Annotated in this window: 26 protein-coding genes; 14 read left to right on the top strand and 12 right to left on the bottom strand. The window is 68.7% G+C overall.

Translation table 11 applies throughout. The features are described 5' to 3' along the window. Window positions 1-80: 80 nt before the first annotated feature. Complete coding sequence (locus ACFE87_RS18130) at window positions 81-1,361, bottom strand: glycosyltransferase (RefSeq protein WP_375461056.1); 1,281 nt, start codon at window positions 1,359-1,361, stop codon at window positions 81-83. Window positions 1,362-1,546: 185 nt separating this feature from the next. Between ACFE87_RS18130 and ACFE87_RS18125 the strand changes: the two genes are divergently transcribed. The 7 genes from ACFE87_RS18125 to ACFE87_RS18095 all read left to right on the top strand — a co-directional run bounded on the left by ACFE87_RS18125 (window position 1,547) and on the right by ACFE87_RS18095 (window position 6,408). Further along, window positions 1,547-1,834: an HdeA/HdeB family chaperone gene (locus tag ACFE87_RS18125; protein ID WP_375461055.1), complete on the top strand. Its 288-nt coding sequence runs from the start codon at window positions 1,547-1,549 to the stop codon at window positions 1,832-1,834. A gap of 151 nt (window positions 1,835-1,985) precedes the next feature. Continuing rightward, window positions 1,986-4,289, top strand: coding sequence for a ribonuclease R (rnr, locus tag ACFE87_RS18120; protein ID WP_375461054.1), 2,304 nt, complete (start codon window positions 1,986-1,988; stop codon window positions 4,287-4,289). Further along, window positions 4,286-4,843 carry a DUF983 domain-containing protein gene (locus tag ACFE87_RS18115; protein ID WP_375461053.1) on the top strand — a complete coding sequence of 186 codons (558 nt, stop codon included), beginning with the start codon at window positions 4,286-4,288 and terminating at the stop codon, window positions 4,841-4,843. Before rnr ends, ACFE87_RS18115 begins: the two co-directional genes overlap by 4 nt. Then, window positions 4,758-5,477 carry an NUDIX hydrolase gene (locus ACFE87_RS18110; protein WP_375461052.1) on the top strand — a complete coding sequence of 240 codons (720 nt, stop codon included), beginning with the start codon at window positions 4,758-4,760 and terminating at the stop codon, window positions 5,475-5,477. The genes ACFE87_RS18115 and ACFE87_RS18110 overlap by 86 nt, the downstream gene beginning before the upstream one ends. Window positions 5,478-5,613: 136 nt before the next feature. Continuing rightward, window positions 5,614-5,781 (top strand): 50S ribosomal protein L33, encoded by a 168-nt coding sequence (rpmG, locus tag ACFE87_RS18105; protein WP_375461051.1) that lies wholly within the window; start codon window positions 5,614-5,616, stop codon window positions 5,779-5,781. A gap of 80 nt (window positions 5,782-5,861) precedes the next feature. Continuing rightward, window positions 5,862-6,119, top strand: coding sequence for a hypothetical protein (locus ACFE87_RS18100; protein WP_375461050.1), 258 nt, complete (start codon window positions 5,862-5,864; stop codon window positions 6,117-6,119). A 31-nt stretch (window positions 6,120-6,150) separates the two neighbouring features. After that, window positions 6,151-6,408: a hypothetical protein gene (locus tag ACFE87_RS18095; RefSeq protein WP_375461049.1), complete on the top strand. Its 258-nt coding sequence runs from the start codon at window positions 6,151-6,153 to the stop codon at window positions 6,406-6,408. Between the two features lie 282 nt (window positions 6,409-6,690). Here ACFE87_RS18095 and ACFE87_RS18090 read toward each other — a convergent pair whose 3' ends face one another. Next, window positions 6,691-8,064 (bottom strand): PleD family two-component system response regulator, encoded by a 1,374-nt coding sequence (locus ACFE87_RS18090; RefSeq protein ID WP_375461083.1) that lies wholly within the window; start codon window positions 8,062-8,064, stop codon window positions 6,691-6,693. Between the two features lie 22 nt (window positions 8,065-8,086). Next, on the bottom strand, window positions 8,087-8,452 hold the full coding sequence (locus ACFE87_RS18085; RefSeq protein WP_375461082.1) for a response regulator: 366 nt from the start codon (window positions 8,450-8,452) through the stop codon (window positions 8,087-8,089). Window positions 8,453-8,576: 124 nt separating this feature from the next. On the opposite strand from ACFE87_RS18085, the gene ACFE87_RS18080 reads away from it, so the two are divergent. Continuing rightward, window positions 8,577-8,852 carry a DUF3572 domain-containing protein gene (locus ACFE87_RS18080; RefSeq protein WP_375461048.1) on the top strand — a complete coding sequence of 92 codons (276 nt, stop codon included), beginning with the start codon at window positions 8,577-8,579 and terminating at the stop codon, window positions 8,850-8,852. Window positions 8,853-8,898: 46 nt separating this feature from the next. Here ACFE87_RS18080 and ACFE87_RS18075 read toward each other — a convergent pair whose 3' ends face one another. Beyond that, a complete protein-coding gene (locus ACFE87_RS18075) occupies window positions 8,899-9,744 on the bottom strand; it encodes a cell envelope integrity EipB family protein (protein WP_375461047.1) in 846 nt (281 codons plus the stop codon). A 115-nt stretch (window positions 9,745-9,859) separates the two neighbouring features. Here ACFE87_RS18075 and ACFE87_RS18070 point away from each other — a divergent pair, with 115 nt between their 5' ends. From ACFE87_RS18070 to ACFE87_RS18055, 4 genes are all read left to right on the top strand, one after another. Then, window positions 9,860-10,330 (top strand): RidA family protein, encoded by a 471-nt coding sequence (locus tag ACFE87_RS18070; RefSeq protein ID WP_375461046.1) that lies wholly within the window; start codon window positions 9,860-9,862, stop codon window positions 10,328-10,330. Beyond that, complete coding sequence (locus tag ACFE87_RS18065) at window positions 10,327-11,079, top strand: glycerophosphodiester phosphodiesterase family protein (RefSeq protein WP_375461045.1); 753 nt, start codon at window positions 10,327-10,329, stop codon at window positions 11,077-11,079. Before ACFE87_RS18070 ends, ACFE87_RS18065 begins: the two co-directional genes overlap by 4 nt. Next, the gene (locus ACFE87_RS18060; RefSeq protein ID WP_375461044.1) at window positions 11,076-12,293 is read left to right on the top strand and encodes a GNAT family N-acetyltransferase; all 1,218 of its coding nucleotides are present in this window, start codon (window positions 11,076-11,078) and stop codon (window positions 12,291-12,293) included. The genes ACFE87_RS18065 and ACFE87_RS18060 overlap by 4 nt, the downstream gene beginning before the upstream one ends. An 88-nt stretch (window positions 12,294-12,381) precedes the next feature. Further along, complete coding sequence (locus tag ACFE87_RS18055; protein WP_375461043.1) at window positions 12,382-12,813, top strand: HIT family protein; 432 nt, start codon at window positions 12,382-12,384, stop codon at window positions 12,811-12,813. A gap of 342 nt (window positions 12,814-13,155) precedes the next feature. Here the strand turns inward: ACFE87_RS18055 and ACFE87_RS18050 are convergent, their stop codons facing one another. The 7 genes from ACFE87_RS18050 to ACFE87_RS18020 all read right to left on the bottom strand — a co-directional run bounded on the left by ACFE87_RS18050 (window position 13,156) and on the right by ACFE87_RS18020 (window position 20,777). Next, the gene (locus ACFE87_RS18050; RefSeq protein WP_375461042.1) at window positions 13,156-14,175 is read right to left on the bottom strand and encodes a methionine synthase; all 1,020 of its coding nucleotides are present in this window, start codon (window positions 14,173-14,175) and stop codon (window positions 13,156-13,158) included. 32 nt (window positions 14,176-14,207) lie between these two features. Further along, window positions 14,208-15,434, bottom strand: coding sequence for a gephyrin-like molybdotransferase Glp (gene glp, locus ACFE87_RS18045; RefSeq protein WP_375461041.1), 1,227 nt, complete (start codon window positions 15,432-15,434; stop codon window positions 14,208-14,210). 117 nt (window positions 15,435-15,551) lie between these two features. Beyond that, window positions 15,552-16,028, bottom strand: a complete 477-nt coding sequence (moaC, locus tag ACFE87_RS18040) for a cyclic pyranopterin monophosphate synthase MoaC (protein WP_375461040.1) — start codon at window positions 16,026-16,028, stop codon at window positions 15,552-15,554. Continuing rightward, complete coding sequence (gene trpC, locus ACFE87_RS18035; protein WP_375461039.1) at window positions 16,025-16,837, bottom strand: indole-3-glycerol phosphate synthase TrpC; 813 nt, start codon at window positions 16,835-16,837, stop codon at window positions 16,025-16,027. Before trpC ends, moaC begins: the two co-directional genes overlap by 4 nt. After that, window positions 16,834-17,856: an anthranilate phosphoribosyltransferase gene (trpD, locus tag ACFE87_RS18030; protein ID WP_375461038.1), complete on the bottom strand. Its 1,023-nt coding sequence runs from the start codon at window positions 17,854-17,856 to the stop codon at window positions 16,834-16,836. The genes trpC and trpD overlap by 4 nt, the downstream gene beginning before the upstream one ends. A 91-nt stretch (window positions 17,857-17,947) precedes the next feature. Further along, window positions 17,948-18,517, bottom strand: a complete 570-nt coding sequence (locus ACFE87_RS18025; RefSeq protein WP_375461037.1) for a redoxin domain-containing protein — start codon at window positions 18,515-18,517, stop codon at window positions 17,948-17,950. Between the two features lie 76 nt (window positions 18,518-18,593). After that, window positions 18,594-20,777 carry a protein-disulfide reductase DsbD family protein gene (locus ACFE87_RS18020; RefSeq protein ID WP_375461036.1) on the bottom strand — a complete coding sequence of 728 codons (2,184 nt, stop codon included), beginning with the start codon at window positions 20,775-20,777 and terminating at the stop codon, window positions 18,594-18,596. Between the two features lie 151 nt (window positions 20,778-20,928). Here ACFE87_RS18020 and ACFE87_RS18015 point away from each other — a divergent pair, with 151 nt between their 5' ends. Next, the gene (locus ACFE87_RS18015) at window positions 20,929-22,791 is read left to right on the top strand and encodes a methylmalonyl-CoA mutase family protein (RefSeq protein WP_375461081.1); all 1,863 of its coding nucleotides are present in this window, start codon (window positions 20,929-20,931) and stop codon (window positions 22,789-22,791) included. A 57-nt stretch (window positions 22,792-22,848) separates the two neighbouring features. Here the strand turns inward: ACFE87_RS18015 and ACFE87_RS18010 are convergent, their stop codons facing one another. Beyond that, the gene (locus ACFE87_RS18010) at window positions 22,849-23,295 is read right to left on the bottom strand and encodes a hypothetical protein (protein WP_375461035.1); all 447 of its coding nucleotides are present in this window, start codon (window positions 23,293-23,295) and stop codon (window positions 22,849-22,851) included. Between the two features lie 184 nt (window positions 23,296-23,479). Between ACFE87_RS18010 and ACFE87_RS18005 the strand changes: the two genes are divergently transcribed. Next, window positions 23,480-24,197: methylmalonyl-CoA mutase family protein (locus tag ACFE87_RS18005; protein ID WP_375461034.1), on the top strand; the 718-nt coding region annotated here is incomplete at its 3' end.

The following is a 24,197-nucleotide window of genomic DNA, read 5'->3' as shown; positions in this document are numbered from 1 at the left end:
ACTGTCGAGGGTCGAAAGACCCTGCGGTGCGAGTAGCGTCGGGAGCGCCGTTTGGTTCCGGACAAACTCAAGGGGTTAGGTCACAACTCGCTTCGGCTCGAGCCGGCGAGGCCGATCGAACCCGCCAGCCTCTCGATCTCGTCGCAGGCCTCCGGCACTCCGTTTCGACCTGCCATCCGGAGCTGTGCGAGGCGGCAGGCCGCCCGGACGGCCCCGGACGACAGGAGCCCACGAAGGCGCCTCTCCGCCCTGGCCGGGTCGAAAGCGCCGCGGCTCAGGCGCTTGCCGACCCCCAGGCGTTCGACGCGCTCGGCCCCGTCGAACTGGTCGAAGGCGAGCGGCGAGACGAGTTGCGGGATGCCGGCCGCGAACGCGTGCATGACGGTCCCGACCCCGCCGTGATGAACGAGCGCCACGCATCGCGGCAGGAGCGCGCCGAAGGGCGCGTAGCGAACGTGGACGACATCCGGCGGAAGGTTTGGCGGCACCTGCTCTTCCCTGCGTGACAGGAGGATGCCGCGACGGCCCATGCGGCGGCAGATCTGCAGGGCAGCCTCGAAGAAGGCCGCGCCGTGCCGCATCGTGGATCCGTAGGTGAAGGCGAGCGGCGGCTCGCCGGCTTCCAGGAAGGCGAGGAGGTCCGGATCCAGGGCCTCCTCGTCGCCCAGGCGATCGGCGACAGGGAAGCCGACCTGTCGGATCTGCGAAAGCCAGTCGGGCTGCGGCGGGCAGTACCAGCCGGGAAACATCAGGATCACGCCGAGGGGGCTGTTCCACCAATGACGCAGCCGTCCGACCGGCGGGAGGCCGAGCATCGCCCGAAAGGCGTTCAGCCTCGGCAGGGCGGCCGGGTCGACGACCAGGCGATCGGCCCCTCGCCAGGCGAGGTGTCGAAGCCGCGACGAGGCGAACCGGGAGCCCGAGAGCCCGGGCAGCGACGGCGAGGCAGAGCGGCTCTCCACCAGCAGCGGGCTCACATGGACGGTGACGACGGGCGTACCGAGCCGATCCTGAGCTACCCGCGCGCCGAAGCTCGAGGCCGAGGCGACCACGAGTCCCTGCGCCGGCCGCCAGTCCTTCTCGATCCATCGGAAGACCGGCTCTGTCATGGCCGTGTTGAACGCGAAGGCGGCGTGGATTCCCCGCCGCGGATGCCAGAAATCGGGTTCGCCGAACATCCGGTCGTATTCGGCCGGGGAGCCGAGAGGATGGAAGCGCAGCCCGGCGCGGTCCGCGAGCGCCGCGAACGGGGCAGGCGCCGCGAGACGGACGGCATGTCCCCTGCCCTGGAGTTCGGCTCCGAGCGCGACGAAGGGCAAGACGTCGCCGTGCGAGCCCATGGTGACCAGGAAGACCTGCACCGGGAAGCCGTCCTCCCACGTGCCTCTACTGCCGATCTACAACATCTCTATGAGTCATCGGGGATCGAGGGAAGTCGTCTGCCGCCGGCCCATGGACATGCCTCTGGCGACCGGCCTCCCCCTTCTCGTCCGCCGCTCGATCTGCGACGCTGCAGCAGCGGCCCTCGATGCAATGGAGAAAGCGCATGCGTCTCAGCCCCGTTCTGGCCCTCGTCATCGGGCTCGCGGCTACCGGATCGGCCCTCGCGGAGAAGCTCGATCTCAGAACCGTTCAATGCGGTGATTTCATCAAGCAGGACAAGGATTTCCACGGGCAGATCCTGATGTGGCTGTCCGCCTATTCGATGAAGGAAGATGACGATCCGATCATCGATTTCGACAGGGTCGTCGCCACTGGCAAGAACCTCGGCAGATATTGCGCGGAAAATCCCACCTCGGCGCTGCTCACCGCCTTCGAAAGCGCCTCGAAATAGGTGAAGGGGCGAGGTCCCTCGCCGGCATCGTTGCTGGCCGGACGCATCCGCCCGACGCCGTTGTGCGGAGGCGGGTCCGCCGCCATATTCGGCCGAGTAGCGCCCTCCCCTTCTCGACGTGCGGCGGCCGCATCCGCCGACGGATCACTCCTTGCCCCGACCCCCCAAGCAGGCCCAGGACGGGTCCCGCCTCCCCTCTCGCGACGACATCGCTCGTTTCGTGGCCACCGCGACCGGCAAGGTCGGCAAGCGGGAGATCGCCCGAGCCTTCGGGGTTCTGGGTGAGGATCGGAGCGAGCTGAAGCGTCTCCTGCGCGACCTCGAGGATGACGGCCTGCTCTCGCGCCGCGGCAAGCGGGTCACCGCGACGGCCGTGCTGCCGGCCATCCTGCCCGGCACCATCGTGGCCCGCGACACTGACGGCGAACTCGTGGCCGAGCCGACGGAATGGGAACCCACGGAGGGCGATCCGCCGCGGATCACGATCATCCCGGGGAGGCGCCTTCCCCGAGGCGAGCGGGCGGCCGGGATCGGCGACCAGGTGCTGCTGCGGATCGATCCGCGGGCGGATCCGACGGCCGGCTACACGGCCCGGATCGCGAAGGTGCTGCCGCGGGACCGGGCGACGGCGATCGGCGTGTTCCGCCGTCTTCCGGGCGGAGGCGGACGCCTGGTCTCGGTCGACAAGAAGTCGGCCAGCCGGGAATTGCAGGTTCGGCCCGGCGACGAGAATGGCGCCGAAGACGGCGAGCTTGTCTCCGTGACCGTGCTGAAATCCGGCGGCTTCGGATCCACCGGCGCCCGGGTCCGGGAGCGGCTCGGCTCGCTCGCGTCCGAGAAGGCCGTGAGCCTGATCGCGATCCACACCCATGCCATCCCGCATGTCTTCTCGTCGGCCGCGCTCGCCGAGGCCGAGGAGGCCCGGCCGGCCACCATTCGGGGGCGAGAGGATTGTCGCGACCTCCCCCTCGTCACGATCGACCCACCGGACGCCAAGGACCATGACGACGCCGTCCACGCGGAACCGGACGAGGATCCCGGCAACGCGGGAGGCCACCTCGTCACGGTGGCGATCGCCGATGTCGCGGCCTATGTGCGGCCCGGCTCCGCCCTCGACCGCGAGGCGCTGGAACGCGGCAACTCCGTCTACTTTCCGGACCGGGTCGTCCCGATGCTGCCGGAGCGGATCTCGAACGACCTCTGCTCGCTGCGCTCCGGCGAAATGCGGCCCGCGATCGCCGTCCGGATGCGCTTCGACCGGGATGGCCGCAAGCTCGGGCACAGCTTCCACCGGATCGCGATGCGGTCGGCCGCAAAGCTGTCCTATCAGCAGGCTCAGGCGGCCATCGACGGGCGGCCCGACGACGCGAGCGGACCTCTCCTCGACGGCGTCCTGCGGCCGCTCTGGGCCGCCTATGCCTGCCTCGCCGCGGCGCGGGATGCCCGGGGGCCTCTCTTTCTCGACCTGCCCGAGCGCAAGATCCTCCTGAAGCCGGACGGCACCGTGGACCGCGTCACGGTGCCGGAGCGGCTCGAAGCGCACCGGCTCATCGAGGAATTCATGATCGCAGCCAACGTGGCGGCGGCCGAGACGCTCGAGAAGGCGAAGTCGCCCCTGATCTACCGCGTTCACGGCGAGCCGTCCCTCGAGAAGATGCGGGCCTTCGGCGAAGTTCTGGCCTCCGTCGGGATCAAGCTGCCGAAGACCGGCGCGATCAGGCCCGCGCTCTTCAACGGCATCCTGCGGCAGGTCTCAGGCTCCCCGCACGAGACCTTCATCAACGAGGTCGTGCTCCGGTCGCAGGCGCAGGCCGTCTATGCGCCCGAGAACGAGGGGCATTTCGGCCTGAACCTGCGCCGCTACGCCCATTTCACCTCGCCGATCCGGCGCTATGCCGACCTCGTGGTACACCGCGCCCTGGTCCGGGCGGCCGGGCTCGGATCGGACGGCCTGCCGGACACCGCCTCGCCCGAGGCGCTGGCCAAGGTCGCCGAGCAGATCTCGCTTGCCGAGCGCCGCGCCATGGTGGCCGAGCGCGAGACCGTCGACCGCCTCATCGCCTTTCATCTGGCAGACCGGATCGGCGCCACGTTCACCGGCCGGATCTCGGGGGTGATCCGGTCCGGCCTGTTCGTGAAGCTCACCGAGACGGGCGCCGACGGCTTCGTTCCCGCCGCAACCATCGGGGCCGACTTCTATCGGCATGACGAGGCCACCCATGCCCTGGTCGGCCAGCGGACCGGAGACACCTACCGCCTGGGCGACCCGGTCGAGGTCCGCCTCGTCGAGGCGGCGCCGGTGGCCGGCGCGCTCCGCTTCGAGATCCTGGGCGAGGCCCGGAAAGCCGAGACCCCCCGCCGCGGCCAGACCAGGGCGGCATCCGGCGCGCGGGGTGGCGGAAAGCCGAGAATGCTCGACGGGCGCGGCAGCATCCGGGGCAGGAGCCGCTCATGATCATCACCTCTGACACCGGAGGAGCCAGGCCGGTGCCGGCGCCGCCTGTTCCAAGCGCTCTCGAGGCGGTGTTCCGGGGCGTGCGCGGTCGCTGCCCTGCCTGCGGCGAGGGACGACTCTTCGGCCGATTCCTCAAAGTGGCGCCGAGCTGCTCGGCATGCGGGCAGGATTTCCATCATCATCGGGCGGACGACTTCCCGCCCTACATCGTGATGTTCGTCGTCGGCCATATCGTCGGCTACGGCATCTATGTCAGCGAGACCCGCTTCGAGGACGTGCCGCTGTGGCTCCATGCGGTCCTCTGGCCGAGCCTTGCCGTCGGTTTGTCGCTCGGGCTACTGCAGCCGGTGAAGGGTGCCGTCATCGGTTGGCAATACGGGCTCGGCATGCACGGTTTCGGGCATGTCCCGGGCCCGTCGGGGGAGACGGCGATTGAGCGGCGAGCGTGGGGAACGCCTGAGGCAGGAGATGGCGTCCGCGGATCGACCGCGCTCCTGGCCGAACCAGCGGCCGCGGGACGCCGCGACCCTGATCATCCTCGACAGGTCCACTGACGAGCCCAAGGTCCTGATGGGCCGGCGCCATGCCGGCCATCGCTTCATGCCCGGGATGTTCGTCTTCCCCGGCGGTCGCCTGGAGCGATCCGACGGCCTCATGAAGGCCGCCTCGGAACTTCGTCCGGAGGTCGCGACCCGCCTCTCGGCGCGGGTCACGCGACCGTCCGACCGGCGCGGCCGGGCTCTCGCCCTGACGGCGATCCGCGAGACCTACGAGGAGACGGGTCTGCTGATCGGCCGCAAGACCGAGGGCGGGTCCGCGCCGGGTCGGAAGGCGGAGGGAGCATGGCATTCCTTCCACGATGCCGGCATCCTGCCCGACCTCGAACCGGTGGTCTTCCTTGGGCGGGCGATCACGCCGCCTCGCCGCCCGAAGCGGTTCGACACGCGCTTCTTTCTCGTCGACCGGGAGCGCATCCAGAGCGAGAGTCCGGGTTTCGTCGGGCCGGACAAGGAGCTTGTCGAACTCGTCTGGGTGAATCTCGAAGAGGCGCAGGACCTCGAACTCCCCCGCATCACCTCGATCATGCTGAAGGAGCTCGGACACCGCCTCGGCGAGGGTCTCGACACGGACGCTCCCGTCCCGTTCTACCGGGAGGCACGCGGTCAGTTCCTGCGCGAGCTGCTGTGAAAAGCTCCATCGCGCGCGGGGCCGCGTCGTCTCGCGTTCTTGACGATCGGGACGGTTTCGGCGAGTAGACGGCGATCATTTTGCGTCGGCGCATCCATGGCTTTGCCGTCGCCGCTTCGACTTCAAGGGGAAAACCATGGCCAAGGCCGTCACCATCAAGGTGAAACTTCTGTCGACCGCCGATACCGGCTATTTCTACGTGACGAAGAAGAATTCCCGCACCATGACCGACAAGCTCTCGGTCAAGAAATACGATCCCGTCGTGCGCAAGCATGTCGAGTTCAAGGAAACGAAGATCAAGTAGCCTCTTCGTCCCGAGCTCGCGCTCCCCTAGGAGCGCTCTTACCCATTGGACCCGCGAACGTCCGAGACATCGCGGGATACGTGAATCAGGAGGCGCGCAAGATGGCGTCGTGGGGTGATATCAACGCCGCGCTGAACCGGCTCGTCCGGGAGGGCGTGATTGCCGGGTTCAAGACCAATCGCGGGGACAAGTCTCTCGACTCGTCCCTCCACGTGAATGTCACGCCTGCCCCGAACGACGATGTCGATACTGTGCGCGACCGGATCCTGAGCGTCTTGACGCCGCTGGACGACGAAGTGACGGTGACGGTGGGCGCCGAGGAGCCCGCACGGGCCTGATCGACAGCGGAGGCCGTCCATGATGCGAGGCATGCTCGGGATCATCCTGGGTTCGGGGATGGCATGGGCCGCCATCGGGCCGGCCCTCGCGCAGCAGAGCTGCAGCGGCCATCGCGCCGTGTGCGAGGCCACCTGCACGCCCGCCCATGTTGCCCGATACCATTTCGGCAATGTCGACCGTTGCGAGGCCAGTTGCGAGCCGCGCCGTCAACAATGCCTCCGCACCGGCGTCTGGGTGGACCTGGAGCGGCGCTCCACCGGCTGGTCGGAGCTCGCCGTTCCCTTCTGACGAACTGGCGTAGTCAAGCCCTGGCCGAATGGTGGTGGCCGGCCGGGAGCGACGTTGAGGAGGCTGGTGCCGCTCCCGAACCGGCCTAGCCCTCGAAACCCAGGAGATGCGGCGGACCTGAGCATCAGAGGGCGTCCGATTGCGCGTTGGACGCGCTGAACACCTGCCGACAATCTACAGAGTCAGGACTACGCAGCACAATACGGCGAACCCCCTTCGCGCCGTTAAACGTCTGTTTAGGTTAAGCGTTCACCGAGCGGGCGCGACGCCTTCGCCAGACGCTCAGGCCGCGTCGGCGATGACACGGTTCCGGCCGGCATGCTTGGCCCGGTAGAGAGCGACGTCCGCGCGCTTGATCACTTCAGCCGGGTTGGTATCGCCCCGTTGCAGAGCCGCGACACCGATCGAGACCGTTACCTGAAGCTGGCCGTCGCGGCGCATCAGCGAGAACGGGATCGTCCCGATCTTGAGTCGAATTCGTTCGGCGACGAGGCGAGCCTCGTCGAGACCCGCATCGGGGATCACGACCACGATCTCCTCGCCGCCATAACGGGCGACGAGATCGACACCTCTCGTCATCGTGCCGATCCGCTTGGCGAATTCACGCAGCACGTCGTCGCCGACGTCGTGCCCGTAGCTGTCGTTCACGGCCTTGAACCTGTCGATGTCGAGGAGCAGCACCGACACGTCGGTGCCCCGGCGGCGCGCGTCCTCGAACAAGGCGGCGAAATGGACGTCGAGATAGCGCCGGTTGTGCAGTCCGGTCAGGCCGTCGGTGACGGCGAGTTCCATCGACGCCTGCAGGCCGTCGCGGAGGCGCTCGGCATAGCGCTTCCGGCGAACCTGGGTCCGGACGCGGGCGACAAGCTCGTTTCGATCGATCGGGCGGACCAGAAAGTCATGCGCGCCGATATCGAGGCCTCGCAGCACCCGCGCCTTGTCGTCCATGTCGGCCAGGAGGATCACGGCGACGTTCCGGGTCCGGTCGAGCGACCGGAGCTGGCCGCAGAGGCGCAGACCGTCGAAATCCCGAAGGTCCAGGCTGACGAGGACGACGTCGGCATTCTCCTCCGCGGCCCGCAGAAGCGCGCGATGAGGATCCGGCTCGACCTCGACCACGTGGTAATGGCTGAGGGCAGCCGTGAGACGCTCGTAGGAACTCGGCCGGTCGTCGACGAGGAGGATGCGCCCATTCTGACCCGTCTCGGCCGTGGCCGAAGCGAGCGCGTCACCGAAGCCGAGGCTCCGGGTGTCCACGAGACGGGCGCGAAGCTCGTCCATCACGGCCTTCAGGCGAACGAGGCTGCGGACGCGGGCGAACAGCGCCACGTCGTCCACCGGCTTCGTCAGGAAATCGTCCGCGCCCGCGTCGAGCCCGCGGACGCGGTCGCTCGGCTGGTCGAGGGCGGTTACCATGACCACGGGGAGGTGGGTCGTGGTCGGGGAAGACTTCAGGCGCCGGCAGACCTCGAAGCCGTCCATGCCGGGCATCATGACGTCCGTCAGGACGATGTCGCAGAGCCCCTGCTCGCAGATCGCGATGGCGTCCGGCCCGTTCGTGGCCGTGAGCACCTCGAAATACTCGGCCGTCAGCTTCGTCTCGAGCAGTTTCACGTTGGTGAACATATCGTCCACCACGAGCACGCGGGCCGGCATCATCCGTCTCCGAACTGAAAGGCTATTGGAGGTACGTGCGAACGGTTTCCAGGAATTTGGCCACCGAGATCGGCTTCGACAGATAGGCTTCGCAGCCTCCCTCCCGAATTCGTTCCTCGTCGCCCTTCATCGCGAAGGCGGTAACCGCGATGACGGGGATCGCCTTCAGCTCCTCGTCCTCCTTGAGCCAACGTGTGACGTCGAGCCCGGACACCTCCGGCAATTGGATGTCCATGATGATCAGGTCAGGCCGGTTGGAACGGGCCAGCTCGATCGCCTCGATGCCGTTGCCCGTCTTCAGAGTCGCGTAGCCATGGGCTTCCAGCAGATCGCCGAACAGCTTCATGTTGAGCTCGTTGTCCTCGACAATGAGCACTGTCTTGGTCATCAGATCCGTCCTGATCGCGCGGGGAACCCGAGCTGGAAGGTCGTCGCTTTGGTCATCTGGAGAGACTAGCCGGGAGACCTTGATGAAAGGAGAATCACCACGCACCGGCAGAAGAGGCGCCATCATGTCCAAACAGGACGCGGAGTCGATTGCGCTCGAGGTTCTGAACTCCCTGGTCTCCGATTCCGAGCGCCTGGGCCAATTCCTGGCCGCGAGCGGACTGGACCCGGCCACCATCCGAACCGCGGCGTCCGGACCCGGTTTTCTCGCCGCCATTCTGGATCATGTCGCGTCCGACGAGCGGCTGCTCCTCGCGATCGGCGACGAAACCGGGCTCGGCCCCGAGCGGATCATGTCCGCCAAGCAACTGCTCTCGCCCGAGGCCGATTGGTATCCTTGAGTCGGCGGCAGGTCCGCGTCGAACAGTACGAACCCGCCACTCCCGGTCAGCGCGGACAGGTGCGGGAATCGGGCAGGAGGTCGAGCCTGACCATCTCGCCCCTCAGGGCAAAATCGCCGTAATCGAGCTTCAGCGCCCGGCTGATCCCGTTCTCGTACAGCTCGAAACTCAGCACGTAGACGGGTGACTGGTCCCCCCTGGCCTGGGTGAAATAGCTCAGCGTCACGGGCCAGCGTGCGAGTTTCGTGAGTTCGCTCTTGCGGGCCGCCTCTTCGAACTCGTCCTCCGGCTTCGGGGCGAGGCGGTCGCCGACGACGCCCAGGGTCTCGTAGACCTTCTGGCCGTCGTCCGATCCGTCATACACCTTCATCGGCACGAGCTTCCGCCCCTCACGGCCGGCCGTGATCAGATCGCGCATCTGAGTGTTCGGAAACACGGCCTCGTTGTCGAGCGAGAGGCTCTGCCGTTTCGGAACGCGAAGCCGAAGGGTCAACCCCCCGGGTCGCCGCTCCGCATTGCCGTCGACGGACGTCTTCGCGCCTTCGCCAGTGGTGTTGTCGCTGCGGAAGCGAAACAGCCGGCCGTCGCCGCTCTCGAAATGAGCCGTCCGGAAATCCGACGTCTTCGACCCGGATTCCGACCCCTCGACGACCATCACCTGCCGGAACTTGAGATTGTAGCCCTCGCAGGCATTGCCCGTGAGGTCGAACACGATGCGGCCGCGTGCGCTCTCGACACCCCGCGTACCCCGGCTCGACAGGAGGGTCAGGTCGTAGACGACGCGGTGCGGTGCGAGCCTGACCGGCGCGTCGGCCGACCGGGCGGGCCTGGGCTGAACAAGAAGCGAGGCCGCCATCGACAGGGCAAGCTTGGTGACGAAACGTATCTGCATGCAGGGACCCGGCGGCGGTTGCCGGACCTTAACAGTCCCTCGCCGCACCGCAACGAACGGCCTTGCGGCGCGCCGTCTCATCGGGGAGAACGGACCGGCCAGGGAGATGTGACGCATGGGTCAGGTGGAGAAGCGGCTCGAGGAACTCGGTATCGCCTTGCCGTCTCCCGCCGCGCCCGTCGCGAATTACGTCGCCTTCGTCCGGACCGGCAATCTCGTGACGATCTCCGGCCAGATCTGCTTCGGACCGGACGGCAAGATCTCGCCCGCTCATGTGGGTCGCGTGGGCGCCGAGGTCACGCCCGACATCGCCCGTGATGCGGCCCGGCTCTGTGCCGTGAACGTCGTCGCGCAACTGCGGGCGGCCATCGGTGATCTCGATCTCGTACACCGCTGCGTGCGGCTCGGGGGCTTCATCACGAGCGCCTCCGACTTCACCGGTCAGGCCGGCGTGATGAACGGCGCCTCCGACCTCATGGTCGAGGTGTTCGGCGACAAGGGCCGCCACGCCCGCTCCACCATCGGCGTCGCGGGCCTGCCGCTCGGCGCGTCCGTCGAGGTCGAGGCTCTCTTCGAGGTGGCATGACGGCGGCGCCCGACTGGCTCGTTGCACGGCCGATCGCGCATCGCGGGCTGCATGCGGCGAGCCGGGGCGTTCCGGAGAACACGCTGGCAGCGGCCGAGGCGGCGATCGCCGGCGGGTTCGCGATCGAATGCGACGTGCAGCTTTCGCGGGACGGCGAGGCCATGGTCTTTCACGATCATACGCTCGACCGACTGACGACCGAGCGCGGCCCGGTGCGGGAGCGGGACGCTGCCACCCTGGGACGCCTCGACATCGGCGGCACCTGCGAGCGCATCCCAACCCTCCGGGCGTTCCTCGACCGGATCGCTGGCCGCACGCCCGTCATCCTCGAAATCAAGAGCCGCTTCGACGGCGACGAGCGACTGGCCCAACGCACGGCCGCGATCCTCGCGGAAGGCGAGGCTCCCGTCGTCGTGAAGTCTTTCGATCCCGCGATCGTGAGCCTCATGCGGCGTATCGCGCCGAAGCTCGCGCGGGGGGTCGTGGCACAATCCCGCTACGAGGGCGGCGAATGGGACCGGCTCGACGAGACGCGGCGGCGAGCGATGGCGAATCTCCTCCATTGGGGCGACACGCAGCCGGACTTCCTGTCCTGGCAGCATCGCGACCTGCCGAATGCCGCGACCACCCTGCCCCGCCTTCTGGCCGGGATCCCGGTGATGGCCTGGACGATCCGGTCGCCTGACGAAGCCGGTATCGTTCGCCCGCATGTCGACCAGATCGTCTTCGAAGGCTTCGTGCCCGCTTGAGACGGAGCCCGAAGGTAAGCGACGCAACCGGGACGACGCCGGTCGTCAAGGTCGCCCAGGGGCTCGGGAAGGTGTCGGCGGCAGAATGGGATCGCTGCGCCAATCCGGGCAGCCCCAACCAGGCCGGCGGAGACGAGACCCACAATCCCTTCGTGTCCCACGCCTTCCTGTCTGCGCTCGAGGAGTCGAATTCCGTCGGCGGCCGGACCGGCTGGTCCCCCATCCATCTCCTCGTGGAGGGAAGCGACGGAACGCTCGACGCGGCCGCGCCCTGCTACCTCAAGAGCCATTCGATGGGCGAATACGTCTTCGATGGCGGCTGGGCGGATGCCTACGAGCGCGCGGGCGGGCAGTATTATCCAAAGCTCCAGGTCAGCGTTCCCTTCACGCCAGTGACGGGCCCGAGGCTCCTCGTCCGGGACGGAGCGGACGACGGCGCCAGAGACGTGCTTCTCGGCGGGCTGCGCGCCCTGCGAGACCAGATCGGCGCCTCCTCGACCCATCTCACCTTCCTGACCGAGGGCGAGAGCGAGGATCTCGCGGGGCGGGACCTCCTCGTGCGGACCGACAAGCAGTTCCATTGGGTGGATGACGGTTTTGGCGATTTCGAGGGCTTTCTTGCCGCCCTCGCGTCCCGCAAGCGCAAGGCCATCCGGCGCGAGCGCCGGGACGCTCTCCTGAACGGCATCACGATTCACCGCCTGACGGGGCGCGACATCACGGAAGCCGATTGGGATGCGTTCTTCGCCTTCTACATCGATACGGGCTCACGGAAATGGGGCCGGCCCTACCTGAACCGCCGCTTCTTCTCGCTCATCGGCGAGCGCATGGCCGACCGCATCCTGCTCGTCATCGCCAAGCGCGACGGCAGGCCGATCGCGGGCGCCATCAACCTCATCGGGGACGTGGCGCTCTACGGCCGCAACTGGGGCTGCATCGAGGACCATCCCTTCCTGCATTTCGAGGTCTGCTACTACCAGGCGATCGATTTCGCGCTGGAGCGGGGGCTGAAGCGCGTGGAAGCCGGGGCGCAGGGGGAGCACAAGCTCGCCCGCGGCTACAGGCCGGTCACGACCTATTCCGCCCACGACATCGCCGATCCCGGCCTGCGCCGCGCCGTCGCCGATTACCTCACGCGCGAACGCGCCTATGTCGCGGCCGCGCAGGAGGAATATGCGGAGGCGATGCCGTTCCGGAAGGGCGAGGTGGAGTAACCGCCACCGACCTGGGCCGGGGATGACGGGCGAATGTTGACCTCCCGCGCGGGGCGGTCGAAGACCGGTTCCGGACCGGGAGCCCCAGATGCCGAGCTACGACCCGAACAACATCTTCGCCCGCATCATCCGGGGCGAGCTACCGGCCGAGCGGATCTACGAGGACGACCGCACCATCGTGATCATGGACATCATGCCGCGCTCGGACGGCCATGCGCTGGTGATCCCGAAAGCGCCGAGCCGAACCTTTCTCGACATGGCCCCCGACGACATCGCGGCCACCTACGCCACAGCGCAGCGGATCGCTCGGGCCGCGATGACGGCCTTCGGTGCGGACGGGATCACGATCCAGCAATTCAACGAGAGCGCGGGCGGACAGGTCGTCTTCCACACCCACATCCACGTGCTGCCGCGCCACGACGGCGTGGCGCTGCGGCCGCATACCGGCCAAATGGCGGCGCCGGAGGTGCTGGCGGCCCATGCCGACAAGCTCCGGGCGGCCCTGGTGGAGCCGGGCTGACGATGCGCGGCCGGTGCCCGCACTCATGGCGGTCGTGGTCGCCTCCGCCGTCCAGGCCGGCGAAGAACGTCCGGCGGGTGCCGATGGCGACAATCGCTGCACCGTCTACGATGCTCGCGCCGAGAGCGAGCGGAAGGTGGTCGTCTATCCGGCAGCCGCAAGCGGTCCTTCGCGATCTGCATCGACAAGGCCGAGGCCCAGCGTGGTGGTGACCGGCAGCAGACCTTCACCGTTGTGGGGAGCGCCGGCGGGCAGGTGTGCCGGCACGCGGAAGCCCGTCGCATCGAGATCCGGAGCGCCCTCCCCGGCCCGAACGTGGAATCCTGCCCGGCCTTGTGAGTGTCAGCTGAACCGCTCGCGGGCGAGCCGGGCGCCGGCTCCAAGCGCCTGCAGCTTCGCGACCGCGACCTCGCGCGGCATCGGGGCCATTCCGCAATTCGTGCAGGGGAGAATGCGGTCCGCCGGCACGAAGCGCATCGCCGTCTCGATCGTCTTCGCGACGTCCTCCGCCGTCTCGATCTCGTTCGAGGCGACGTCGATCACGCCGACCATCAGGGTTTTGCCTTTGAGGAGGCCCATCAGGTCGGGCGGCACGCGCGAATTGCGGCATTCGAGCGAGATCTGGTCGATGCGGCTCGCGGCGAGCGCCGGGAAGATCGCCTCGTATTGGCGCCATTCGCCGCCGAGCGTCGCCTTCCAATCGAGATTGGCCTGGATACCGTAGCCGTAGCAGATATGCACCGCCGTCGTGCAGGTGAGCCCCTCGGCGGCCCGATGCAGGGTCTTGATCCCCCACTCGACGACCTCCTCGGTGTAGACGTTGAAGGCGGGCTCATCGAACTGGACGACGTCGACGCCGTCGGCCGCGAGCGCCCGGGCCTCCTCGTTCAGCACCTCGGCAAAGGCATGGGCCATGGCGACCTTGTCGCCGTAGAAGCGATCCGCGACCGTGTCCACGATCGTCATCGGCCCCGGCAAGGTGATCTTCAGCTTGTGACGGGTATGCGCCCGCGCGGCCCGCGCCTCGGTCTCGTGTACCCGACCCTTCAGACGCAGCGGGCCGACCACCGTCGGCACCATGGCTTTGTAGCGGTCGTTGCGGATCCCCATCTCGACCTTGTGCTCGAAGTCGATGCCCTCGACCCGCTCCAGGAAGCCGTGCACGAAATGCTGGCGCGACTGCTCGCCGTCGGTGACGACGTCGATGCCGGCATCCTCCTGTTCCTTGATGACGAGGAGCGTCGCATCGAGCTTCGCGGCCGCGAGATCGACGCCCTCCTGACGCCAGGGCGCCCAGAGCTTGTTCGGCTCGGCGAGCCAGGACGGCTTCGGCAAAGATCCGGCGATGGTGGTCTCGAACATGGGCGTGTCCTTTTGCATTTGTTGTTGTGGGATCAGCAGAAGCGGTCGAGCCGGATGATGCGGCAGGGCTCGCCGGCAGCGACCGCCGGGGCCCGGGGCGGTCGGACGATGAGCGCTTCGGAGGCCGCGAGGACGGACAGCATGGACGAATCCTGCCGCGCCTGCGCGGTTGCGACGAAGCCGCCTTCCGGAGTCCGACCGAGCGCCGCCCGCATGTAATCCTGGCGGCCATCATTCTCGGCGAGCGGTTTGCCGAGAACAGCGGCCTCCGTGGGGTCCTCGCCCGCTTGGGAATCGCCGAGGAGGGCGCGGATCGCCGGGACCACGAAGAGGATGCCGCAGACGATCGACGAGACCGGGTTTCCGGGCAGGCCGATCAGGATCGTCCGTCCGAGCCGCCCATGCATGAGCGGCTTGCCGGGCCGGAGCGCGACGCGCCAGAAGCCGAGCTTCATGCCCTCGCGCGCAAGTGCCGATTGCACCAGGTCGTGGTCCCCGACCGAGGCGCCGCCCAGAGTGACGAGGAGATCGGCCTCCGCGCTCCGGGCCGCAGCAAAGGCGCGCTCCAGATCGGCGAAGCTGTCGCGCGCGATGCCGAGATCCACGACCTCGCCGCCGGCGCGCTCGATGATGGCCCGGAGCGCGTAGGGGTTCGAGGCCACGATCTGGTCGGGCGCGACAGGGTCGCCCGGCCGGACCAGTTCGTCGCCTGTCGCCAACACCGCCACCTTGGGCCGGCGGCGGACCGCTACCTGGCCGTGGCCGGTCGCGGCGGCGAGCGCCAGACGGCGCGCATCGAGCCGGTCGCCGGCCTGAGCCAGCACGTCCCCGCTTCGGAAATCGAGGCCGGCCGGCCTGATGTGGCGCCCGACTGCGACCTCCGCGTGCACGGTCACCTTGCCCTCGCCAGCCTCCGTATCTTCCTGGATGACGATCGCGTCCGCGCCGGCCGGCACCGGCGCGCCGGTGAAAATCCGGACCGCCTGACCGGTCCCGACATGGTCCGCGAAGCGGCGACCGGCGGCGCTGATGCCGATCACGGCGAGCGTCCGCGGCACGATCGCGATGTCCTCGACCCGAACGGCGTAGCCATCCATGGCGGAAGCCGGAAAGGGAGGCTGGTCGCGGGACGCCGCGACCTCCTGCGCGAGCGTCCGGCCCGCCGCCTCCCCGATCGCGACCTCCTCTGGGCCGACAGGCACCGGCACGCTGGCGAGGACGCGCGCGAGGGCTTCGGCGACGGAGATCAGGTCGGACATGTCACGCCGCCCACCATGCCACTTCCGCTCATGCCGGCGGAAGCCGGCACCCAGGAGCGGCTGGGCCCCGGCTTTCGCCGAGGTGAGCGGGCCAAGGCACGCGGCTTTGCTGGGCCATCACTCGGCCCGATAGTCGCCGGACCGGCCGCCGCTCTTCGCAAGAAGCCGGATGCCCTCGATCCGCATGCCGCGATCGGCCGCCTTGACCATGTCGTAGAGCGTCAGGCAGGCGACAGAGACGGCGGTCAACGCCTCCATCTCGACCCCGGTCTGGCCGGAGACCCCGACTTCGGCCCGGACCCGGACCCCCGGCAAGCTGTCGTCGATCTCGCACTCGACCTTCACGCGGGTGAGGAGGAGCGGATGGCAGAGGGGGATCAGCTCGTGCGTGCGCTTCGCGGCCATGATCCCGGCAAGCCGGGCGGTCCCGAGCACGTCGCCCTTCTTGGCGTCGCCCGACCGAATGAGTGCGACCGTCTCCGGCGAGGTGACGACCCGGCCCTCTGCCTCCGCAACGCGCATCGTCGCGAGCTTGGCCGAGACGTCGACCATGTTGGCCGCGCCGGTGCGGTCGAGATGGGTCAGCTCGCTCACGCGGCCGCTACGTCCCGGGCGGGCGCGAGGAGACGGCGGGTGGCCTCGGCGACGTCCGGCTGCCGCATCAGGCTCTCGCCGACCAGGAAGGTGTCGATCCCGGCCTTGCGCAGCCGGGCGATGTCGGCGGGTGTGCCGATCCCGCTCTCGGCGACGACGATCCGGTCCGGCGGGATCAGCCTGACGAGCCGCTCCGACGTCGCGAGCGACGTCGCGAAGCTGCGAAGGTCGCGATTGTTGATCCCGACAAGCAGGACGTCGAGCGCGAGCGCGCGCTCGAGTTCCGCCTCGTCATGCACCTCGACGAGCGTGTCCATCCCGAGAGCGCTGGCGGCGGCGACCAGGGCCCGAGCCTCCGGATCCGTCACGGCCGCCATGATGACCAGGATGCAATCGGCACCGAGGGCCCTCGCTTCGAGCACCTGATAGGGCTCGAACATGAAGTCCTTGCGCAGGGCCGGACGGGAACAGGCGGCACGCGCCGCCGTCAGGTATTCCGGCGCGCCCTGAAAGGAGGGGCCGTCGGTCAGGACGGAAAGGCAGGCCGCGCCCCCTGCTTCATACGCCTGGGCCAAGTCAGGCGGATCGAAATCAGAACGGATCAAGCCTTTGGAGGGACTGGCCTTCTTGATCTCGGCAATCAGCGCCGGCCGGCCTTGCGCGTGTGCTTCACGGATCGCCTCGAGGAAGCCGCGCGGCGAACCCTGGGCCGCCGCCCGGCGCTCGAGTTCGGCCTCCGGCACGGCGGCCCGGGCGGCAGTGATCTCTTCGCGCTTGTAGGCGGCGATGCGGGCGAGGACGTCCGTCACATGGCTCTCCCGTTCGAGACCGCCACCAGCCGCTCCAGGGCTCCGCGCGCGGCGCCGCTGTCGAGGGCGAGCGTGGCCCGGGCGACGCCGTCCCGCAGATCGCTGGTCGCCCCCGCAACCGCCAAAGCCGCGCCCGCGTTGATGAGGGCGATGTCGCGATAAGCAATCGGGGCACCATCGAGAACCGCCCGAAGCGCCGCCGCATTGTGGTCGGGATCGCCGCCTTTGAGGTCCTCCGGACGGGAGCGGGCGAGGCCCACATCCTCGGGTGCGACGGTGAAGCTGCGGATCTCGCCGTCTTCGAGCGCCAGGATCTCGCTCGGGCCGGTGGTCGTGATTTCGTCGAGGCCGTCGGATCCGTGCACGGTCCAGACCCGCTCCGAGCCGAGGTCGCGCAAGGCCTCCGTGAGCGGGGCCATCCAGGCACCCGACGGCACGCCGAGGAGCTGCCGGGTCACGCCGGCCGGATTGGCGAGCGGACCGAGAAGGTTGAACAGGGTCCGGGTGCCGAGTTCGACCCGGACCGGACCGACATGGCGCATCGAGGCATGGTGCGTCTGGGCGAACATGAAGCAGAGCCCGGCCTTGTCGAGGCAATCGGACAAGGCATCGGGTTCGAGCCCGATCCTCACCCCAAGCGCCGTGAGGACATCGGCCGCCCCGGAGCGGGACGAGGCCGCCCGATTGCCGTGTTTCGCGACTTTCACGCCGGCCCCCGCGACGATGATCGCGGCGAGGGTCGAGACATTGTAGCTGCCCGATCCGTCGCCCCCCGTGCCCACGATGTCGATGGCGTCCGGCGGCGCCGCCACCCGCAGCATCCGTCCCCGCATCGCCTCGACGGCGCCCAGGATCTCCGAGGCGGCCTCTCCCCGGACACGGAGCGCCATGAGAAGGCCCCCCGCCTGGGCGTGGGTGACCTCACCGGAGAGGAGCGTCTCGAACGCCGCTCGGGCCTCCTCCCGCGTCAGGGAGGCGCCGGTCGCCACCTTCGCCAGATAGGGCTTGAACGAGTCCATGCCGCTCCATGCACCGCGGAGCGGGTCCTTGTCACGGGTGCGGGAGCGGGACCTTTCGATCGTCGCTCCCGCCCGATCGTCGCGCCCGCCGCTAGGACGTGAACTTCACCGTGCAGCCATAGGGTCGCGCGGTCGTCGTCGAGACCGGCTTGCCCTCGGACAGCTCCGTCAGGGCGGCGTCCACGAAGTTCTTCGCACCCTTCACATCCTCGACCTTGCTCGAAGGCTTGTCGTCAATGCCTCCCATATAGGCGAGGACGCCATTGGGCTTCACGACATACATGTGCGGCGTGACTTGAGCCTTGAAGGTCCGCCCGACATCGCCTGCCGGATCGAGCACGACCGCCGTCGGGGCCGCGCCGCGATCAGCCGTCAGCTTGTTCGCCTTGGCCGCATCGGCATAGCCCTGCTCGCCGGGAGGGGAGGAGATCAGGGTGAGCCACACGACATCCTTGCCCGTCCACTTCTTCTGCAGGGCCTGCATGTTCTGGCTGCTGTAATGCTTCTTCACGAAGGGGCATTCGTCGTTGGTCCATTCGAGGACGACGGTCTTCCCCTTGTAATCGGCGAGCGAGACCTTGCGGCCATTCGCATCGGTCGCGGTGAAATTCGGGGCGGCCGCGCCAATCTGCGGTCCCGCCTGGGGTTGGGCGTGGGACAAGGAAACCGCTCCCGCCATCGCCGTGCAAGCGAAAAACGTGGCGGCCGTCAACGTGCGTCGCGTGATCATCATGAGGTCACTCCTGGCTTGTGGTGGAAGGGAGCCCGGCGCGTTTCGACATCGCCGGCAGCCGCGCGATGCTGTCCAGCACCATCGCCTCGGTCAGTATTTGGGGCAGGACCACCGGTTCGCCCTGCCCAGGATAAAGAACGTAGAGCGGAACGCCGCTCCGGCCGTGCTGTTCGAGGAGCCGCGTGATTTCGGGGTTCTGGTTGGTCCAATCGCCCTTCAGATAGGTGATCTTCCCCTCGTCGAGCTTCGTTCGCACGAGGCCGGAGAGGGCTACGCGCTCGTTCACCAGGCATGTGATGCACCAGGCCGCCGTCATGTTGACGAAGACCGGGCGGCCCTCGGCCCGGAGAGCGTCGAGCCGGGCCTGGCTGAAGGGCTCCTCCCGGCCGGCGGCGCGCAGGCTTGCCGACGCGTTCGCCTGGGAGGCGCCCTCCTGGCGCAGCATGGTCCAGCCGATCGCGACCAGCGCCAGGAGCGAGGCAAGTGCGGCGCCTTGCCCGAGGCGCCTGCCGAGGGCGCCCGACGAGCCGGCGAGCCGCCAGCACCAGACCGCGAAACCGACCAGCACGAGGCCGATCAGCGCCGCGAACAACCCGGTCGGGTCGACCTGCTGGGAGAGCACGAAGACCAGCCACGCGACGGTCGCATAGACCGGAAAGGCGAGGAGCTGCTTCAGAGTCTCCATCCAGCGGCCCGGCCGCGGCAGCCGCCCGACGAGGCCCGGCCAGAATGTCAGGACGACGAAGGGCGCAGCCAATCCGAGGCCGAGCGCCGCGAAGACGCCGAGGGCGACCGGTGCCGACGCCGTGAGCGCGAACCCGACCGCCGCCCCCATGAAGGGCGCCGTGCAGGGTGTCGCGACCACCGCTGCAAGGACGCCGGTCAGGAAGGACCCGGCCGGACCGGATCGGCCCGCGACGCCGCCGGCATAGGCCGCGACCGACGTCCCGAACTCGACTGCGCCGGAGAGGCTGAGCCCCATCGCGAAGAGCAGGAAGGCGAGGCCCGCGATCACGGCCGGGGATTGGAGCTGGAAACCCCAACCGATCTCGGCGCCGCTGGCCCGCAGGGCAAGCAGGATGGCCGCGAGGACGAGAAAGCTCGCCACGACCCCTGCCGCATAGGCGAGGCCGGACAGCCGGATCGCGGCCCGGCTCTGCCCCGAATGTTTCACGAGGCGGAGGACCTTGATGGACAGGACCGGAAACACGCACGGCATCAGGTTGAGGATGAGCCCGCCCAGGAAGGCGAACAGGGCCGCGTTCAGGACAACGCCTAGCGTCGTGTCCGTCCGGATCGCGGGTGCCGGGCTGGAAGCGGAAAGGGGTGTCGCGCCGGGCTGGGCGTCCGGCATCGTGCCGATCTGGAAGGCCTGCCGCGTCGTTCCGCCTTCGAGCGGCTCCTCGATCACGAGAACGCCGGGAAGCTCGCCGGGGGGCGCTGAGGTCGAGAGCGAGCTACGCTTCAGGACGAGGCTGATCCCGTCCTGGTCGACGCTCAACGTCTGCGGAGCTGCGTGCTCGATCGCCGTCTCGGAGGCAGGAAAGAAATAGGCCGATGTCACGCGCTCGGGCCGCAATCCCGTGGCTGCGACGCGAAGCTGCAGGCTGTCGCCTGCCGGCCCGAGGCGGGACGCCCACGGCGAGGGCCGAGGCAGGGCCGCACGGGCCGCCTCGAAGATGTAGCGGGTGCCCGGATCCGCCCCGGCCTGGTCGGCTGCAGTCGCGACAGGCAGGCTGGTCGAGAGCGCGGCCTCTCCGGGGATGCATTCGCGCTCGCAGACGAGGTAGCTGACCTGCGCCTTCAGCTTGACCTTGCCTCCCGCAGGAAGCTCGGTCGGTGGCGTGATCTCGACCATCAGCGAGGTCTCGCCCTCGTAGCCGAAATTGACGAGGTGGCTTACCGGAATGCGGGACGGGGTCGGCCAGGAGATGGCACCGGCCTTGAAGCCCGGCGGCAAGGTCCAGGCGATCTCCGTCGCCAGCCCGGAATCGCCGGGATTGCGCCAATAGGTATGCCAATGTTCCTTCATGGCGAGCCGCACCGCCACCGTGAAGGGCCGGCCGGCCAGCACGGCCCGGGGCTCGGCGACGAGTTCCGCCTGGACGAGATCGGACGCCTTCGGCGCAGCCAGGGCTGCGTTCACGAGACCGAGGCAGGCGAAGATGGCCGCAAGGACGGACCGCATGAGCCTCTCTTCGTTCCGGTTCGGACCGGAATAGTCCTGAACGATGTGGACCGTCACCTCAATCTGTCAAAGGGTCGCCGCCCCGTTGAGTTCGTGAAAAGAGCACGATAGGCCGCCCGTTGACCGAAACGTGAACCGCGCTGCCCGGGATATGGACGACCTCGCCCTCGCCTCCGAATTCCCGGCCGCCTCGCGAGAGGCCTGGGCCAGTGCCGTGGAGCGCGTGCTGAAGGGCGCCGATCCCGAGCGCCTGGTCGGCCGGAGCGCGGACGGCATCCGCATCGAGCCGATCTACCCGAAGGCCGAATTCGTCCCGAGCGGCGCGTTCCGACCGGCGGCGCCCTGGCGCGTCGCGGCCCGCGTCGATCATCCCGATCCGGCCGAGGCGAATTCCCTGGCCCTGGCCGATCTCGAGGGCGGCGCCGACGCGCTCGTCCTGTCGCTTGCCGGAGCCCCGGCTGCGCGCGGCTTCGGGCTGCAAGCCGCGAACGCGCGGGACCTCGACCGCGCGTTCGCGGGCGTGCGCCTCGAATTGATCGCGCTCTCGATCGAGACCCCGCCCTTCGCCGGACTCCCCGCAGCCGAGATGTTCGCCGCTCTCGCGGCGCAGCGCGGTCATGCCCCGGCGGACCTGACGGTGGATTTCGGGCTCGATCCGATCGGCGACATCGCCCGGAGCGGCGCGCCACCCCTCCCCTGGCCCGACCTCGCCGCGCGTTTTGCGGCGACCGCCGCCTCGGTACAGGCCTTTCGTGGCAGCGCCGCCCGGATCGACACTCGGCCCTATCACGAGGCCGGAGCGAGCGAGGCCCAGGAGCTCGCGGCCGCACTCGCGACGGGGGTCGCCTATCTCCGCGCCCTCGAGGCGGGCGGGCTCACGCTCGAGCAGGCGCGGGATGCCCTTGCCTTCACGCTCGTCGCCAACGCGGACGAGTTCCTGACGGTCTCCAAGTTCCGGGCCTTGCGGCGGCTCTGGTCCCAGGTCGAAGCGGCCTGCGGCCTCGAGCCCGCGGCGCTCCGGCTCCACGCGGAGACGGCCTGGCGGATGACGACGCGGCGCGATCCCTGGGTCAACCTCCTGCGCGGCACGCTGGCGTCGTTCTCGGCCGGGATCGGCGGAGCCGACAGCATCGCCGTCCTGCCTCTGACGTCGGCGCTCGGCCTCCCGGACGCTTTCGCGCGTCGCCTCGCCCGCAACACCCAGCTGATCCTGATGGAGGAGACGAATCTCTGGCGCGTCGCCGACCCCGTCGCCGGTTCGGGGGCCTTCGAGGCGCTGTCGGAGGCGCTGTCGGAACGAGCCTGGACGCTGTTCCAGGAGATCGAGAGCGAAGGTGGGATCGTGCAAAGCCTGGAAGCGGGGGCTCTGCAGGGGCGGGTCGCAGACATCCGCGCGGCCCGAGAGGCGGCGGTCGCCACCCGCCGCGATCCGCTCACGGGCACGAGCGAATTCCCGAATATCCGCGAAGCACCCGTCCGGGTGCTCCTGCCCTCTCCGCCCGACCGGGCCGCCGCCACGATGTCCGGCGACGCGACACAGACCCCGTTCCGAGCCCTGCCGTCCGTGCGGGCGGCCCAACCCTTCGAAGCACTCCGCGATCGCTCCGACCACATCCTGGCGAGGTCCGGCCACCGCCCCCGGGTGTTCCTGGCCAATCTCGGCCCCGTCTCGGCCTTCTCGGCACGGGCCATGTTCGCCAGGAACGCGTTCGAGGCCGGCGGCATCGAGGCCCTCGACAACGAAGGCTTCAGCTCCCTCGACGACCTCGCGGCGGCATTTCGAGCAGCAGATGCGCCCCTCGCGTGCCTGTGCTCGTCCGACGAGATCTACACCACGCAATCGGTCGCCGCCGCCCGGAGGCTGAAGCAGGCCGGAGCCGCGAAGATCTACCTCGCAGGACGCCCGGGCGACCTGGCGGACGCCTTGCGGGAAGCCGGCGTAGACGCCTTCATCCACGTCGGCGGCGACCTGGCGAGCCTTCTCGGGAGCGCCCTGGACAGCGTGTCGTCCTGACTTGCGAGCCGCGCGCTCACTCGGCTTGAGCCAATCCGACGCGCCCGACGCGCCCGCTTAGCCCGCGACGGCCCTGACCAACAGTTTGAAGAGCAGGATCAGCCATGCCCCGCTCAGAACGAGGGGGATCACCAAATAGCCGAAATCCGCGACCCGACGCAGACCCGGCTGGCCGTGGATCGGCGGGAGATCGGACACCGCGTTCCCGGCCTGCGCCTCGAACTGCTTCCGGAGCCCGCTCATGTGCCTGACGGAACTGACGATCATCGGGTAGAGGAAGGCGGAGACCAGCAGCGCCGTCACGGGCAGCAGCCAGAGCAGCAGGCCCTGTTGATCTGCGACCAGGTCGCTGCGGGGCTTCTCCGGCCCGTTGAGAGAGGCCGAATATCCGCCGAACAGCAGCGACTGGGAAAACAGATACCAGAACAGGCGCTGGTTCAGGTTGTCGTTTTCGTGAAAGAGATGAGCCTGGAACGTAGCGTAGTTGGCGCGAGCGTCTGGCATCTGAACGTGGTTCCACGAGGAGTGGAGCTGCAGGCTCCGTTGCGGCCTCACCTCGAGCGCGCGCGGGAAGGCTCGATTCGAGCCTCCTTGCACGGACCCGCCACGGTGCGCCATGCCGCCGTGGTGCAGGAACGCGAATGAGACTATCGTCGGTACGGTCGAGGGGGGTGCCGTTTTGACCACGATGAGCCGGATACCGGACTTTGCCTCCGTTCCGCTCGCGCCGAACGTGACCCGCTCCGCCCCGGCGACCTCGGGCGAGCCCTGGCTCACGCCCGAAGGGATTCCAGTCAAATCCGCCTTCGGGCCGGCCGACCGCGCAGGCCTCGATTTCCTCGACACCTGGCCCGGCCTGCCGCCCTATCTGCGCGGGCCATACCCGACCATGTACGTCAATCAGCCCTGGACCATCCGGCAATATGCCGGCTTCTCCACGGCCGAGGATTCGAACGCCTTCTACCGCCGCAACCTCGCGGCCGGGCAGAAGGGCCTGTCGGTCGCCTTCGATCTCGCGACCCACCGGGGCTACGATTCCGACCATCCGCGGGTGACGGGCGACGTCGGCATGGCGGGCGTCGCGATCGATTCCATCTACGACATGCGGACGCTCTTCTCGGGCATCCCGCTCGACCAGATGTCCGTGTCGATGACGATGAACGGCGCCGTCCTGCCGGTGCTCGCGCTCTATGTCGTCGCGGCCGAGGAGCAGGGCGTCGCGCCGGACAAGCTCGCCGGCACGATCCAGAACGACATCCTCAAGGAGTTCATGGTCCGCAACACCTACATCTACCCGCCCGCGGGCTCGATGCGGATCATCGGCGACATCTTCGCCTATACGGCGGCGAACATGCCGAAGTTCAACTCCATCTCGATCTCCGGCTACCACATGCAGGAGGCCGGGG

This window comes from uncultured Enterovirga sp. (assembly GCF_964242715.1).
Taxonomy (GTDB): domain Bacteria; phylum Pseudomonadota; class Alphaproteobacteria; order Rhizobiales; family Beijerinckiaceae; genus Enterovirga.
The sequence above is the reverse complement of the archived record's forward strand: the minus strand, read 5'-3'. Positions and strand labels throughout refer to the sequence as shown.